Raw genomic sequence first — 14,682 nt, forward strand, 5'->3', positions numbered from 1 at the left:
GCAGAGGATTATAGACCTGCCCGTCTTAACTGGCTTTTTGAATTGTTTTGCCCAGCCTGATTGCCACTTCCCGACCGTCTTGGCATAGGCGGTTTGTTTTAAGGCCGTTCATTGGTGGCGGTCTCCGGAACCGGCCGAATTTCGGCGCGGATCCAATCGACTTCCTTGCCCTTCCGGCTCTGCGGATCGATTCCGAACAAACTCCAGGCGTAGGCTCCGCCGTGGTCGCCGGACCCATAGATTCTGCCGGCCGGTCCGAGCACCACACAAGGAACGCCGTCAATCCGTTCCACGCTGACTGTCTGCGGGTGGCCGCCGATGTAGACAGCGCCTTTTCCGCCGGAGGTCTGCCGGAATTCGGCCAACCACCGCTCCAACAACCTTGCTTCCTTCCCGTCGCTCAGTTGATGATGTTTGACCGGAAGCGGGTCCCGCGTCGGATAGCAAGCGATTACCGCCACATTTTTGACGGCCGGGTTTTTTGCCGCATCGTCGAGGGACGCTTTCAGTTCGACCAACTGCTGGAAATCGGAAGTTCTGAAGCTTCCGCTTGAAGAGTCCAGCAAAATGAAACGGGTTCCCTTGTGATCGAATGTATAGCGGTTTCTTTGAAACCTGGCCAAAAAGTTGTTCAAATTGCCGCTGCCCACCGTTTCGCGGCTGCCCGGAACGTAATAGACCGGGAATCGGCTGCCGATTTCTTCCGCCAGGAGTTGCTCGGCCAGAGCAAAATCCTCCGGATTCGCCGAATTGACGAAATTTCCGTTTATGACAAGGAATTCCGGCTTGGTCGCCGCAATCTGCTTAAGCGTCTCGCGAATCCGCTTTGTTCTCTCCCCGTCCGGAGATGTTCCGGCAGGGCGGCTGTCGTTCAATACGGCAAATTTCCAGCGTTCCGGCTCCAATTTGGAGTTCTCTGCAAGCAGCGGGTCCGGCGGTGCCGGTTGGTTTTCCGGCGCCGTTATGCTTGGCGTCACTTTGACCGCAAGCTCGTCGTAAACCAGTTCGCCTTGGTACTGCTTGTCTCCGTTTGTCTCAATCGCGCCGATGGTCGTCAGTTGAACCGGATATTCCAGCCCTTTGGGAATCGGAACTTCCACATACTGCCAGCCTGACCAGTTGACATGCGGCCCGTAAACGTTATGATAGTTGCCCGCCGCGTCACGCAGGGTGAAAGCGAGCCATTCTCCTTTGGCGGCGCCCTTCACTTTCAGGCCGATGCGCGACGACTGACCCGGAAGTTCGATGGGCGTCGCCGGATGGACATTCGCGGTCCGGGTGCCGGTCGATTGGGCAAAATCATACGAGATTTTCAGTCCTTGGCCCTGCTCGCCCGGCGCCGCTTCAACCGCAACCGTGGAGCGGGCGCCCGACAGCCTCCATTGGGAAAGATCTTCAAAGCCGGAGACCGCAACGGTAGCGAGGCCGACTGTAACCGGCAGGAACGCCCTGCGCCCGTTGACGCTGACCGCAACAATCGTGGAGCCTGCAGCCGCTTTCGGCACCACAGTGAACGCACCTTTGGCGGTCCCGACAATATCGACCAGGGTTCTGTCGTACTCCAATGTCACATCGCGCGGTTCAATCGGCGCGGAGTATCCGTTCGCATCGTATCCGACAACCGTAAACACGCCCGTCTCGCCGGAAACCAGGCTGAGGCGGTCGGTGTCGGTGTCAACCCGCGACAAATCTCCCAACACTTCCAGGTCACAGGTTCCTTTAACCCCTTCCGCCTCAACTTGCACAACCGCCTGCCCGGATTTTGCCGCACGGAACACGCCGTTTCCTTCAATCGTTCCGCTGTCTCCCGGAATCGGCTGCCATGCGATATTCACCGCCGCAACCGGCGCGTAGGTTTCATCATACCCTTTTACCGTCAATGATCTCGACAACCTCGGGAACACCCGGTGGGCGTTTGGGTGATCGGAAGCTGGCGCCGCCGCCAGACCAGTTAACTTGCCGCTGCCGGCAGCCGCAAAAACGCCGATTCCGTTCGGCACCGGGCGCTGGGTTCCGTCCGACGGATTGTTGACGACCTCAGCCCTTTTCTCTCCCGGCTTTCTGGCAACAAGCGTCGCCGAGCCGCCGCCGTCGAGATGAAGCGCGTTCGCGGCTCCCAATCCTTGCATGAACTCGGCCAGTTCCCGCATGGTCATGCCGCGGCTGTCGCTTTGACGGCCGTCCACCGTAACCAGAAACATCGTTTTGCCGTCCGCCGAGTAGCCAACCGCTGTGCGCGGCTCGGAGTTTTGATCGGCGGATTCCTGCACTTGCCCGTTTTTCAACAAAACCGCGTTCCCGCCGACGGCGAAACGGAACGGCACCGCCGCATCGGTTTTCGGCGTGTATTGAACCGAAATCGGGTCCCCGACTTTCAAATCGTAAAACCACGTGGTGGCGATATCGCGTGCCACGATGACAAACGAACCCTCCGGAATTTTCCCGCTGCCCGGCTGATTCGCAATCGCCGCCACTTTCCCGTCACGGACCAGAATCTCGGTGACGGCCCACGCGCCTTCGGTAGCTCTGCCGCGGGACGCCGCGCCCCATACCGGCGTATACACTCCGATTCCGTCATAAGGGATGTAGCTTTGGTTGAGCGCCGACAGCGGCTTTTTCCCGCCGGGCCACGCCACGGTTCCCTCCAGCATGACATCGGCCAGGCGGCCCAAACCGTCTTTTCCGATCCCCGCGACTTTGGTCCACGCCGGAACCGGACCTTTCAGCAATTCCCCGTTTTGAATCTGAGCACCAAGGGGCGCCTTGCTTCCGCTGATATCGAAATAGTCGCCGTTTACTCCCGCAATCGCGCCGCTGCGATTGACCGTTTCCGCCAGCGGCTCCGCAGCTGAAACCCTGCCGGGAAACAACAGATCGGCGGTGACCGCTTTGTTCCCGAGATCGACTTTCAACACCTGTCCGCGCACCCATCCGAACCTGTCAAAGCGCTCAAACTCGGTTAACTGGACCCCCGGTCCGATCGGAGTGGTTTTCATCCCGGTCATCAATTGGCCGGGCTGCCCCAGAATCAACTTCGCTTCCGCCGTCTTCGCCGACACGGCCGTGGAAGCGGCCCAAGCGTGCGGAAACGCCGGAACGAACAAGCCGAGTGCCGCAGCCGGCGCCAATATCGAAATGAAAATCCGTATCCGCCGCAATGTTTCTCCCTCCCGCAATGCGCTTTCAAAGCTTGTCCCAAAGCTTGCCCTGATTTTTATTCTAAAAAGCCCCCGGAATCTCCGGGGGCACTGGCAGTGGGATTTCGGTGTTGACTTCATTGAATCAAAACTGTCATGACCCTCCGCCAATCAACGGATCAGCGAAGCCTGTTGTTCTCCCAGCTCCCTGCTGCGTTCGGTGGCGCGGGTGATCACGCGCTCCACCAACTCTTTAAAATTCGCTTCCTCGAACACGCGAATTCCCGCCATTGTCGTCCCGTTGGGCGATGTGATCTGACGCCGCAGCTCGCGCGGGTCAAGACCGGTTTCCTGCAGCATTTTGCCCGCTCCAAACAAGGTCTGCAGGATCAACGTTCTCGCCGTCTCCGCCGGCATTCCCAAAGACTCGGCCGCCTGCTGCATCGCTTCCACCATATAGTAAAAATAGGCCGGCCCGCTGCCCGACAGTCCTGTTACCGCATCCATCAGCTTTTCCTCGACCACCGACACCGTCCCCAACACGGACAGGATCGATTCCGCCAACTGTTTCGTTTCCTCTGTGCAGTGCTTGCCATAGGAGACCGCCGTGGCCGACTCCAGTACCATGCAGGAAGTGTTCGGCATCGCACGCACCACTTGGACATTGTTGCCGAGTATCGACTCCATCAAATCGGTCGAAATGCCCGCCGCCACGGACAGGATCACCGGGTCCACAATTTTTTCGCGGATTTCCTGAAGCACCTTCGGCACATCGTGCGGTTTGCACGCAAGCAAAATCACGTCTGCCGCAGCAAGCGCCTCTTCCTTTGACTCGTCATCGTCATGCGGCAAAACGGATACGCCGTACATGTCCTGAAGATCTCGCAGACGCTCCAGATTGCTTTTGTTGGTGACGACGATTTGCGCAGCGTTGACGGCGTTCGCTTCCGTCAAGCCGCGAATCATCGCCTCCGCGATCGCCCCCGCTCCCAGCAGCAAAATCTTTTTTCCCTGAAGTACGGTCTCGCTCATCGCCCACACTCCCCCTTATTCCCTGATTTGACCGGTTCCCCTGACCACATATTTGTAGCTCGTCATCTCCCGGAGTCCCATCGGCCCGCGAGCGTGCAGTTTCTGGGTCGAGATGCCGATCTCGGCCCCAAACCCGAATTCAAAACCGTCGGTAAAGCGGGTCGAAGCGTTATGGTAAACGGCCGCCGCGTCCACCTGCGCGAGGAATTTCTCCGCCGCAGCGGCGTCTTCCGTCACAATCGCCTCGGAATGGCGGGTGCCGTATTGCCCGATATGGTCGATCGCCTCGTCCACATCCGCCACAACCTTAACGGCCAGAATCAGATCGAGAAACTCGGTTGCGTAATCCGCTTCTTCCGCAAGCGGCAAATCCAATCCGGCTGCCGCTTTGACGATCTCCCGCGTGCGGGGACAGCCCCGGACTTCCACTCCCCGCTCGCGCAGCCGATTCACAATTCCAGGCAGCCAACCGGCCGCGGCCCGTTCGTGCACAAGCAGCGTCTCCATCGCGTTGCAGACGGAAGGCCGCTGTGTTTTGGCGTTGACGACGATCTTTGACGCCTTGTCAAAATCGGCCTTTGCATCCACGTACACATGGCAGTTGCCGACACCGGTCTCGATCACCGGCACCAACGAATTTTCGATCACCCGTTGAATCAGGCCGGCGCCGCCGCGCGGGATCGCCAAATCGACGAGATCTTTCGCGCGGATCAAAATGTCGACCGACTCCCGTTCCGTGCGGTCGATCAACTGGATCGAGTCGAGCGGGACGCGGGTCCCCGCAAGTCCCTCGCGCAGCGCCCCGACAAGGGCGATGTTGGAACGCAGCGCTTCCCTGCCGCCGCGCAGCACCACCGCATTGCCGGTTTTTATCGTCAATCCAGCCGCATCGACGGTCACGTTCGGACGGGACTCGTAAACCATGGCAATCACGCCGAACGGCACCCGCACTTTTTCGATATAGAGCCCGTTCGGCCGCCGAATCGTCTCAAGCGTTTCCCCGACCGGGTCCGGCAGTGCGGCGACCTGCCGCAACCCTTCCATCATCTCCAGTAGGCGCTTCTCCGTTAACACAAGCCGGTCAATCCGGCTTTCCGGGATGCCGCTCTCCCGCGCTTCCCGAACATCCTCCGCGTTCGCGGCAAAAATCGACTCCCGATTGTTCCACAGCGACTCCGCCATCGCCAACAGCGCCTCGTTTTTTTCGTCAGTCGCAAGCGTACCCAGGACGCGGGCCGCCCGTTTGGCCGCCTTCGCTTTCGCAAGGACAGCGTCTTTCAGATCCTCCGTTGCGATAGAATTCACAGGATATTCCCCTCCCTTTCGTGGATCACCATGTTATCCCGGTGGATGACTTCATGGTAGTTGTGCAGTTTTTCCCCCGCGAGGCGGCGTTCAATCAACAGGCGCAGGTCACGGCCGGAAAAACTGGCCGCCCCCTTGCCGATCACCCGGCCGTCCTGCGCGGCCACGTCCACGATCGCCCCTTCCTGAAAATCGCCTTCAACCCGGACAACTCCCGGCACCAGCAGGCTGCCCGCCCGCTCGACGAGAGCCTTGACTGCGCCTTCGTCGATGGTGATTTGTCCTTCGGTTCGCGTACCGTACGCGATCCACGATTTTTTGCCCGACAGGCGGTGCCGGGAATGGAAACGGGTGCCGACAGGCTCCCCTTCCACAATTCTTTGCAGCACATCCGGCTCCACACTGGATGCGACCACGACGTCGATGCCGGAATCCACAGCGATACGGGCTGCCGCCAGTTTCGTCCGCATCCCGCCGGTGCCCACGGAGCTTCCGTTGCCGCCCGCCGCCTTTTCCAATTCGGGCGTAATCTCCCAGACATCCGGGATCCTTTGCGCATCGGGATCCACCTGTGGATTCGCATCGTACAGACCGTCGATATCGGTCAGCAGAATCAGCAGATCCGCCTCCGTGACAAGAGCCACCAAGCTTCCCAGCGTGTCGTTGTCGCCAAACCGGATCTCCTCCACCGCAACGGTGTCGTTTTCGTTGACGACCGGCAGGATGCCGTGACGCAGCAGCGTCTCCACCGTATTTCGAATATGGATGAACCGCCTGCGGTCTTCAATGTCGGACCGCGTGAGAAGAAGCTGCGCGATCACGATTCCCCGTTTGGCAAACAGCTTCTGGTACAACTCGATCAGAAGTCCCTGTCCGACTGCGGCAGCCGCCTGTTTTTCCGGCATCGTGATGTTTGGCCGCGGCCATCCCAACTTCGCCAGTCCCGCCGCCACGGCACCGGAGGATACCAGAATCATTTGGCACTCCCGTTCCGTTTGGAGAGTGGCGATTTGGTCGGCCAGCCGGCTCATTTTCTCGTGCGACAACCGGCCTTGTTCGTCCGTCAGACTGCTGGAACCGATTTTGACAACGATCCGCTTCGCGCTCATACCCTCACCCTCCAAAAAGCAAAAACCTTTCGCCCTGAGAAGGACGAAAGGCTTCTTTCGCGGTACCACCTTCATTGACGTGTCACCCTGCACATGACAAAACGTGGGAACGCACGTCCACTCGATCCGATAACGGTCGGCAGCCGTCCCGCTTTTCACGGGAAGTTCAGGAGGCGGGTTCGGTCTGCTTCACGGCGGGATCTCACAGCCGCTGAATCCCGCTCTCTGGACGTCTCCACAGACGTACTCACTCCGTCATCACACGTGCCAATTATCTTCATTTTCGCAACTTGTTCAAATATAATACCACTATAGCATTACCACGTCAATACCTGTTTGCGTGCCTGTGTTGTTGTTCTGTGATATTGTCACTATGTAACTCACCTGTGAAAATGTCACTATGGGACAGGAGAAGATTACATTGACAAAAGCAGAACTCAAAAAGGTGTTGGTTGTGGAAAAACTGGTTGCTCGCCAGATCAAAGTGGTGGAAGCCGCTGAATTGCTAGGGCTTTCTACCCGCCAGGTGTTGCGCCTCAAAAAAACATACATCACGGAAGGAGCTGAGGGATTTGCTCATAAGAACCGAGGCCGCAAACCTGCGCATGCCATTCCGGATGATGTGAAGGAGCTGGTTACAGAGCTGTATCGGACGATCTGTGCCAATCATCTTCATTTCCGCAACTTGTTCAAACCAAATGGAACAGGGTATAGTTTCCCGCTGATACTGAGTGCCAATCATCTTCATTTCCGCAACTTGTTCAAACCCTCCCCCACACGCACAGTCAGCGGCGTCTTACCCAGTGCCAATCATCTTCATTTCCGCAACTTGTTCAAACCGTATCCAATGACCGCATCTGACTTCTTCTGTTCAGTGCCAATCATCTTCATTTCCGCAACTTGTTCAAACGGAAACTGGAGGGGTGGTTCTCACGATTCTGAGAGGTGCCAATCATCTTCATTTCCGCAACTTGTTCAAACGGGACCGGATCAGCGAGGTGTTTGCGGATGCCAAGGGGTGCCAATCATCTTCATTTCCGCAACTTGTTCAAACTCCGAGTACTCCAGGTGATTGGCTGCGAAGGAATAGTGCCAATCATCTTCATTTCCGCAACTTGTTCAAACCCAGCACCCCGTCAGTGCGGTGCAGTGGATACCATCTGGTGCCAATCATCTTCATTTCCGCAACTTGTTCAAACGATTCAAGGCGAACAAGCGCACAAACGGCGATTTGTGCCAATCATCTTCATTTCCGCAACTTGTTCAAACTACGACTTTATCGCCGATTACGTGCGTCAACACAGCGGTGCCAATCATCTTCATTTCCGCAACTTGTTCAAACTAAAAAGAAGTTGGCTCCAAAACAGATTCAATTTGGTGCCAATCATCTTCATTTCCGCAACTTGTTCAAACGAATCTGATGAAACGTTCAGCAACCTTTGTTGAATCGTGCCAATCATCTTCATTTCCGCAACTTGTTCAAACGGTCTAAATTCGAGTTTGCGAGGGAAATTTCGAGTGCCAATCATCTTCATTTCCGCAACTTGTTCAAACTAATGCTGGACGGTGCTCCACCCGTGTAAATGCCGTGAAATTTCGAGTGCCAATCATCTTCATTTCCGCAACTTGTTCAAACGACATGCTGGCCGACGGTTGGTTGGGAACCGAGCCGGTGCCAATCATCTTCATTTCCGCAACTTGTTCAAACGGTGAGCGAATAGATGACAGAGACGATCTTGACGATCACACGTGCCAATCATCTTCATTTCCGCAACTTGTTCAAACGTAGGACAGGCTCGTTTTGTATCGAGTTTGATAGGTGCCAATCATCTTCATTTCCGCAACTTGTTCAAACAACGCATCCGCCCAAGACGAGCTCAGTTGCGAACATAGTGCCAATCATCTTCATTTCCGCAACTTGTTCAAACTTTTCACGCGGGCGACAGTTCCGGAAGCCGGGTACGTGCCAATCATCTTCATTTCCGCAACTTGTTCAAACACATATTTTCGGTTGATTGCTATTGCGGTGCTGGATAGTGCCAATCATCTTCATTTCCGCAACTTGTTCAAACACTATGTGACGAACAAATCCGACATCGTTGGAAAAGTGCCAATCATCTTCATTTCCGCAACTTGTTCAAACCGTAGGTTCCGTCCAAGACTCCGTTACCTCCATTTCGTGCCAATCATCTTCATTTCCGCAACTTGTTCAAACCGGTACCCGTTATGAATCAATTGGAAGCCATTCAAGGTGCCAATCATCTTCATTTCCGCAACTTGTTCAAACGAACTGTCCGATGCTCTTGGTATCGAAGAAGAAATGTGCCAATCATCTTCATTTCCGCAACTTGTTCAAACCGCTGCTCGCTGGAACGCTTGAGCGAGTGAATGTTCAGGTGTATATTTCGAGCAAGGAGAGATATATGCCAAAAACTGCTCGCATGAGATGGCACTCATTTGGATACGACAAGGACAACCTCTTTGATTTGTAAGGATTTCGAGCACCCTTTAAGCATTTCGCCATACAAGGGTGCTCGCCCTTCAAAACGCTTAAACAAATAGCGGAAAGAAGATAATCTCTGTGGATGCACGAGTTTTACCTCACCGCGTGACACACGCACAGATTTATATGTACCCTATAGGCACACTTTCATAATACCAATATTCCCGCTGGACAGCAAGACAATCGTTGCATTCGTTGTAAGGATCGCTAACGGTTAGTAGATTAGCTTTGCCAGATCTCTTGGTAAATAAGCCCGGCCTACTGTCGAAATGCGTTTTTCCAATTGGCTTCGAGTGACAGGCCCTATTTTTACGAACATTACCTGATCTTCGCGCGAATGCACGATTTCATCCAGTTTGGCTTTTAATTCGGCTTCCTGTATATCTGTCAACTGGCAAATGAAAACGGAATACTGAACATGTTCTCCGTATGCTTTCATAATTTTAAACACTTGTCTCCAGCGCTTTGGCTCCGTTATATCATAGCTCACCAATACGTACTGTCGCACAACATATCCCCCCCCCGCGGTTCGGCGTGCTTGGTTTGGCAGGCGGTCCTTAGCCCTTACCGATTGGCTCCGGCCAGGGATTCCCCTACCGGGTTGTCAGCGGTCGGTACTCCGGCAATTCTCCTTCCAAATGTCTGGCCAACAATCGCACTTCCAGATCCAATGTCCGACGGTAGCTGATTTGGTACCCAAAACTCGGGTGTGTGTGCAAATCGTGCATCCGTCTTTCATAAGCTGCAAAAAACGTATTCCGCGCGTATTTCTTCAACTGGCAACTGTCCTGACCCCAATAAAAATCGTCGATTGTGATCTCTCCCGTGTTCAATACTTTCAAAACGACGCTGTCTGCAATCAACGGACGAAACGGCTCCATCAGATCCAGAACCAGAGAAGGACGGCCAGGTACAATCGTGTGAAAGAAACCGAACAAAGGGTCGAGTCCCACTCCCACAGAAGCAGCCTGTACATCACGCTCCAGGAGCGTATAGCCGAGTGATAATAGAGCATTCACCGGATCTTTCGGTGGTCGCCGGTTCCGACCCCGCATCATTGTCTCCGCATCAATTTTGCAATTCTTCAATTTCAGCATAGATGGAAACGACTCGAAATAAAGGCGGCCCGCACGCCCTTCGATTCCCCGCAAACGATCCAGGTTGTCAGCTTCCAATGCTTTGTCCCTGAGATCTTTCAGTTCCTGCAACACCTGCTTGGATACAGCACCGTTTCTGCGAAGCAATGTGCGCTGGTTTGAAATTTTCGCATGGACAATCCACCGCGACAATCTCAGTGCCACATCCGGATGCTGAAACTTGACAAATTGTTTTTGTCGCAGCAGCACGTTTTTGGTGATTTGCGGGATTGTCATTCCAACCAGTTTGCCGTGAGAAGACAGGTAGCTAATACCAACACCACACATCAACAGGGTATGAATCAACTGGGTGGAGCATTGAACGTTTCCCATCAGAGTAAGATGCACCAAATCCTTGATCGGCAGTTCGTCTCTACGCCCGTCTGGATACAGAATGGTCAAGCTTTCATTGTTTCGCCCCAGTTTGGCTCCCGGCTCCGAAACATAAAGCACGCCTCCGTCCGCGCGACTGGGGACAATTCTTCGAATGTTTGTACTGATCCCAAGCAGAAAATTGGTTTCATCCGGCAAGCATACATAATTCAGCGAACATCTGAAACACTTATTGGAGTCTTTGAGGGGAGGGGGCATCTCCGAACTTTCCAACTCCTGCGCTCGCTTGACACACGCCAGAGTTGCATTGACCAAATCTTCCGTAAAATCAACCCGAACTCGTTTCTTATTGCCCCTGTAAAAAAGATACCCAAAGTCGGACGGATATCCGTTTGCCCGTAACAGCAACCCCTGTGCACAGAGTTGAATTTGGTCGTTGGGCCAAGCATCGCCCGCCAGCTCATGCTCCCCGAGCCGGAACGGTTGGGAACCGTCGGGCGCCGATGAGTGCTTGCCTTCGACCGGGGCCCATTTTCCTGCTTCCAGTACGACAGTGTCCATTTTTCCTACAAGATTTAAAGCGTCATCCCCAAGATGCAAACTCAGTGGGGCAGACTCCCACATTTCTTCCGGGGCGATCTCCCCTTTTCTCCGGCGTTGCTCCGCTTTCCGGTGTTGCATACTGCCTTCGATCGTATCTGCATTATCCTCAAACAGTTTTTGCACATGCATAATGTGGAACAACCGTTCACAATATTGGACTTCGTTGAGCATCCGAATCGGGATGGGTGGCATCGCGGGAAACCTCCAGATTTGCCTCCACCTGCCGTGACAAGATTTTCTTACGTAACTTGGACTCAATCACCTTGCTCACCTGTCCGAAGAATTCCTTCTGGGGAACCCACAAGTCTGGTTTAAAAAAGCAACCGCTGGGGTCCCGAAACAAGGTCTTGAAGTTACCTCGAATTTCCTCCGCTTCTTCGACCGTTTGTTCGAATTCCTCCAAATCTTCCAGATCGGACTCTTCGGTGGAGGCAGTTTTTATTTTCAGTTTGGTAGATTTTTCCCACCGATATTCATCCCGCTCACCAACTTTTACAAATCTTCCTTTTTCCAGGTATTTTTCCAGGTGCTTCGACTGGCTTTTCGGCACAAAACAGTCGCCGTCATCCGCGCGGACCAGTCGGCAAGGAACGCGAAACAGTTCCGAATTTTGTTGCCAAAACCGCTTTTGCAGATTTTGAGCCGCATTGATATCGGCGTGAATCGCAAGCAACTGGTCGCTATGAGGCGCCGCCAGTGTGACAAACAGTTCGCCGCCCCGGTCGGGTACAAGATCTCCCGGACACAGATAACGCACTTGATCCTCGGTTAAAAATTTTTTATCAATCAATGATTGAACGACGATCGACCCTGGCCTCAAATCGTCTTGTGTCAACGCATGACAACGGATCCCCGGCGCCCCTGTCTTTGCATGGAAACGGGAGGAATAGGCGGAGTATACATCCCCTACCTGCAGCCCATACAATTCGCCCTGCATATGGACCAGTTTGGGAATACTGCGATGCGCCCATTTCATTAACCTCGAATTCTCGCGACGGGGACGATCCAAATGAAACCGGTAGCGGCTGAGATCTTCAAACAAAATGACCTGGCATGCCGGATAAGCTTTTTCCCATCGCCCTTTGACTTCGTTATATTTGTATCCGAGCGCTGTCATCACAATCAGATTGGCCATCTGTTTGAGACGATCATCCTTCACGTTTTGTAGATGAGTTAATAGTTGAATCCCGAACCGCTCATCCTGATCAATTCGATTCGGTTCACCGGGCGTTCGTGAACGTTTGCTCCACGCCACCAAAATTTTACGGGTGTCTTCCAACTCTTCAATATTCCACATGGACAATCCTGCGATCCCTCGCCGCTTTTCACTTACCGATTTGCGCCACCGGCTGACCGTTTCTGCCACACAAGGTTCCAATCGGCGATGCACTGCAATGACAGCCTGCTTCCATTGCTCCTCATCCGCTTGCACATGGCATTTTAAGCTGACAAGCGATTCAATCCACTCGTGGGTTTCCGATTCGTTCCAGGCTTGAACCGTTTCCAGCAACTCATCCAATGCAGCTTGCCGTTCTTCGCCAGTTTGACGAGTGTGCAAGCGAAGGATTCTTGCAAGAGTTCTCACCTGGGCCCTGACAGCCGTCCGCACCGCCCTTCTTTCTTCCCGTGTCCTCTTGATCTCCCGATCCGTTTTTTCGCCTGGTAAATGCAACAAAAGGCTGCGGCGATGCACCGCATACAACCCGGTTTCACCAATTGAGTAACACAGTTTGTCTTCATCAGGTGCAGGCTGTTCACTAACCACTTCAAAAATGGAGACCGCGGCAGCCGTTCTCTGTCCCATATCCACGCTCATGATCCGCATGCCGGTTGTGATTGACTCAATTCCCAAGAATGCCGTTTCATCAGTCGAATTCATCCATTCGACCAGTTCTTGCGGCTTATAGTCGGTTACTTTCGGCCAATCAGAAGGTTTCACGGCGAGCTTCACTTTGAGCGCTCGGCCAATCGGGGTTTGCAACCGGCCATTTTTGATCTCTTGCAGCGGAACCAGATCAACAGACACATTCAGAAACACCGGTCCGATATCGCCTGCGCCAACGGTGTGTTTTCTCGCTTCCAAATGCCTGCGGTCAAACTGGATCTTGGCGCCTCCCAAAACTCCTTTGAGCGGGATGCCTGAACTGTAGTCACGGAAGGATACTTCCTGTTTGCCTTCTTCATTATCTTGGACTTCAACCTGACAATAAAATTGCTTGGACGGAGCCAACTCCACCTCTACACCTTTCCGTTCCGTCCACCCTTCATCCGTAGGCCAAAGCAGGCTGTCGAATGTGACAAACAGCCTTCTCCTTCCCTCTTGGCGCAGGATATAGGAATGCAGATTTCCGTCCCGCCCGTCATAACGAACCCATAATGGGTGCCTCACTGGATCGGGAAGCGTAAACCCTGCCTGTTTTTTTGCACGTAGCAACCGTTTCACCAATCCATTGTAGGCAGCAAACTGGATCAGCCGCTCAGGGTGGCCCCACCATATGTGATGATTTTCCGGTTCTGCCAAAAATTCAAACACCTTCGGGTCGCCAAATCCACCAGGCATCTCAGATTGCACTTTGGCCACCACCGCCCAGAATTGCTCTTTCGAGGAGTCGGCTGGAAGTTTGATCCACTTCTCGTACACTTGCTTCCAACCGCGAATCTGACGGGAAGTGATCCGATACCCCTCGTTGGAGGCGAACGCAGCTTCCGCCAGTTGCTTGTCCCGCAACGTTTCAAAAGTTCGCAAATCGTGATACCAGCCACTGGCGTCTGCAAGATGCGTCTGATAAAAACTGTCCGCCTTTTCCTGAAGTTTGTTTCTTTCATCGGCGATCCGCCGGTTCCACGATTCCCACGACAACAGACGCTCAATCGCCTGCTGGAACATGTCGCGATCCCATGTTCTTACAAACTGGTTTTTTTTCTTCGGTATCCACTCGATATCCCGCTGTTCATCGGTAAACAGAGGAAAAAGCGGCTTCAGCCCGTACGATTCAAGTTGCCCCAACAATGCGGCCGTCGGATCGGCTGCTTTTTTCTCTAGATCTTTTTTCATCTCCTCTTCCCACTTCGGATTTCCTTCCTCCCGCATTTTTATCCATCGCGGCTTCCGGCCTGTCTTTGCGGTACCTTTTCCCCCTTCACTGTTTGGATCGACCAGCGGGCTGAGAAACTTGCGGCTTAACATTTGAGCATCTCCCGAACCGCCGGCTGACGACGGGACGATCAATTCGTACAACTGGCGCAAAAGTGACAAAATTTCCAGATCGCTCCCAGGGTTCCCTGTCCATTGATTTCGTTTCTGCCGTTCCCGGATTTTGATCAGCAACTCTGCGGTCACTTCCGCTTGGCTTCGGTTGCCAATCGACTCTTGCCGCATCAAGACCAGCCAGTTCATGTAATACGCAATTCCGTGGTTGATTAATTGGTGCGTACGCCAAAGACCGCGCCGGAGTTTGTCGGAGTCCGGATATGAGTTAGTTTTCAGTTTTAGTTTGAAACTGCGGATTGGCATTTCCCCTACC

Annotated in this window: 7 protein-coding genes, 1 pseudogene, 1 CRISPR repeat array and 1 other annotated feature; of the genes and pseudogenes, 1 reads left to right on the top strand and 7 read right to left on the bottom strand. The window is 53.8% G+C overall.

Annotated elements, in window-relative coordinates; all coding sequences use genetic code 11:
* Window positions 1-98: 98 nt before the first annotated feature.
* The 4 genes from AC4ED1_RS03095 to proB all read right to left on the bottom strand — a co-directional run bounded on the left by AC4ED1_RS03095 (window position 99) and on the right by proB (window position 6,583).
* Window positions 99-3,158: a phosphodiester glycosidase family protein gene (locus AC4ED1_RS03095; RefSeq protein ID WP_490935939.1), complete on the bottom strand. Its 3,060-nt coding sequence runs from the start codon at window positions 3,156-3,158 to the stop codon at window positions 99-101.
* 150 nt (window positions 3,159-3,308) lie between these two features.
* A complete protein-coding gene (gene proC / locus AC4ED1_RS03100; RefSeq protein ID WP_490935940.1) occupies window positions 3,309-4,169 on the bottom strand; it encodes a pyrroline-5-carboxylate reductase in 861 nt (286 codons plus the stop codon).
* A 15-nt stretch (window positions 4,170-4,184) separates the two neighbouring features.
* Window positions 4,185-5,474: a glutamate-5-semialdehyde dehydrogenase gene (locus AC4ED1_RS03105; protein ID WP_490935941.1), complete on the bottom strand. Its 1,290-nt coding sequence runs from the start codon at window positions 5,472-5,474 to the stop codon at window positions 4,185-4,187.
* Window positions 5,471-6,583 carry a glutamate 5-kinase gene (gene proB / locus AC4ED1_RS03110; protein WP_490935942.1) on the bottom strand — a complete coding sequence of 371 codons (1,113 nt, stop codon included), beginning with the start codon at window positions 6,581-6,583 and terminating at the stop codon, window positions 5,471-5,473. The genes AC4ED1_RS03105 and proB overlap by 4 nt, the downstream gene beginning before the upstream one ends.
* Window positions 6,584-6,619: 36 nt before the next feature.
* Window positions 6,620-6,851 (bottom strand) — a binding site (T-box leader).
* A 132-nt stretch (window positions 6,852-6,983) separates the two neighbouring features.
* On the opposite strand from proB, the pseudogene AC4ED1_RS03115 reads away from it, so the two are divergent.
* A pseudogene (locus AC4ED1_RS03115) lies at window positions 6,984-7,193 on the top strand (helix-turn-helix domain-containing protein); the annotation flags it as partial.
* A 49-nt stretch (window positions 7,194-7,242) separates the two neighbouring features.
* Window positions 7,243-8,941: a CRISPR direct-repeat array (repeat unit 36 nt; unit sequence GTGCCAATCATCTTCATTTCCGCAACTTGTTCAAAC).
* 359 nt (window positions 8,942-9,300) lie between these two features.
* Here AC4ED1_RS03115 and cas2 read toward each other — a convergent pair.
* The 3 genes from cas2 to cas12b form a co-directional block, all read right to left on the bottom strand.
* Window positions 9,301-9,594 carry a CRISPR-associated endonuclease Cas2 gene (cas2, locus tag AC4ED1_RS03120; RefSeq protein ID WP_490935943.1) on the bottom strand — a complete coding sequence of 98 codons (294 nt, stop codon included), beginning with the start codon at window positions 9,592-9,594 and terminating at the stop codon, window positions 9,301-9,303.
* Window positions 9,595-9,679: 85 nt separating this feature from the next.
* Window positions 9,680-11,350, bottom strand: coding sequence for a CRISPR-associated endonuclease Cas4g/Cas1g (gene cas4g/cas1g / locus AC4ED1_RS03125; protein ID WP_490935944.1), 1,671 nt, complete (start codon window positions 11,348-11,350; stop codon window positions 9,680-9,682).
* Window positions 11,304-14,672 carry a type V CRISPR-associated protein Cas12b gene (cas12b, locus tag AC4ED1_RS03130; RefSeq protein WP_490935945.1) on the bottom strand — a complete coding sequence of 1,123 codons (3,369 nt, stop codon included), beginning with the start codon at window positions 14,670-14,672 and terminating at the stop codon, window positions 11,304-11,306. Before cas12b ends, cas4g/cas1g begins: the two co-directional genes overlap by 47 nt.
* Window positions 14,673-14,682: the final 10 nt, after the last annotated feature.

Source organism: Effusibacillus sp. SKA8, assembly GCF_058273125.1.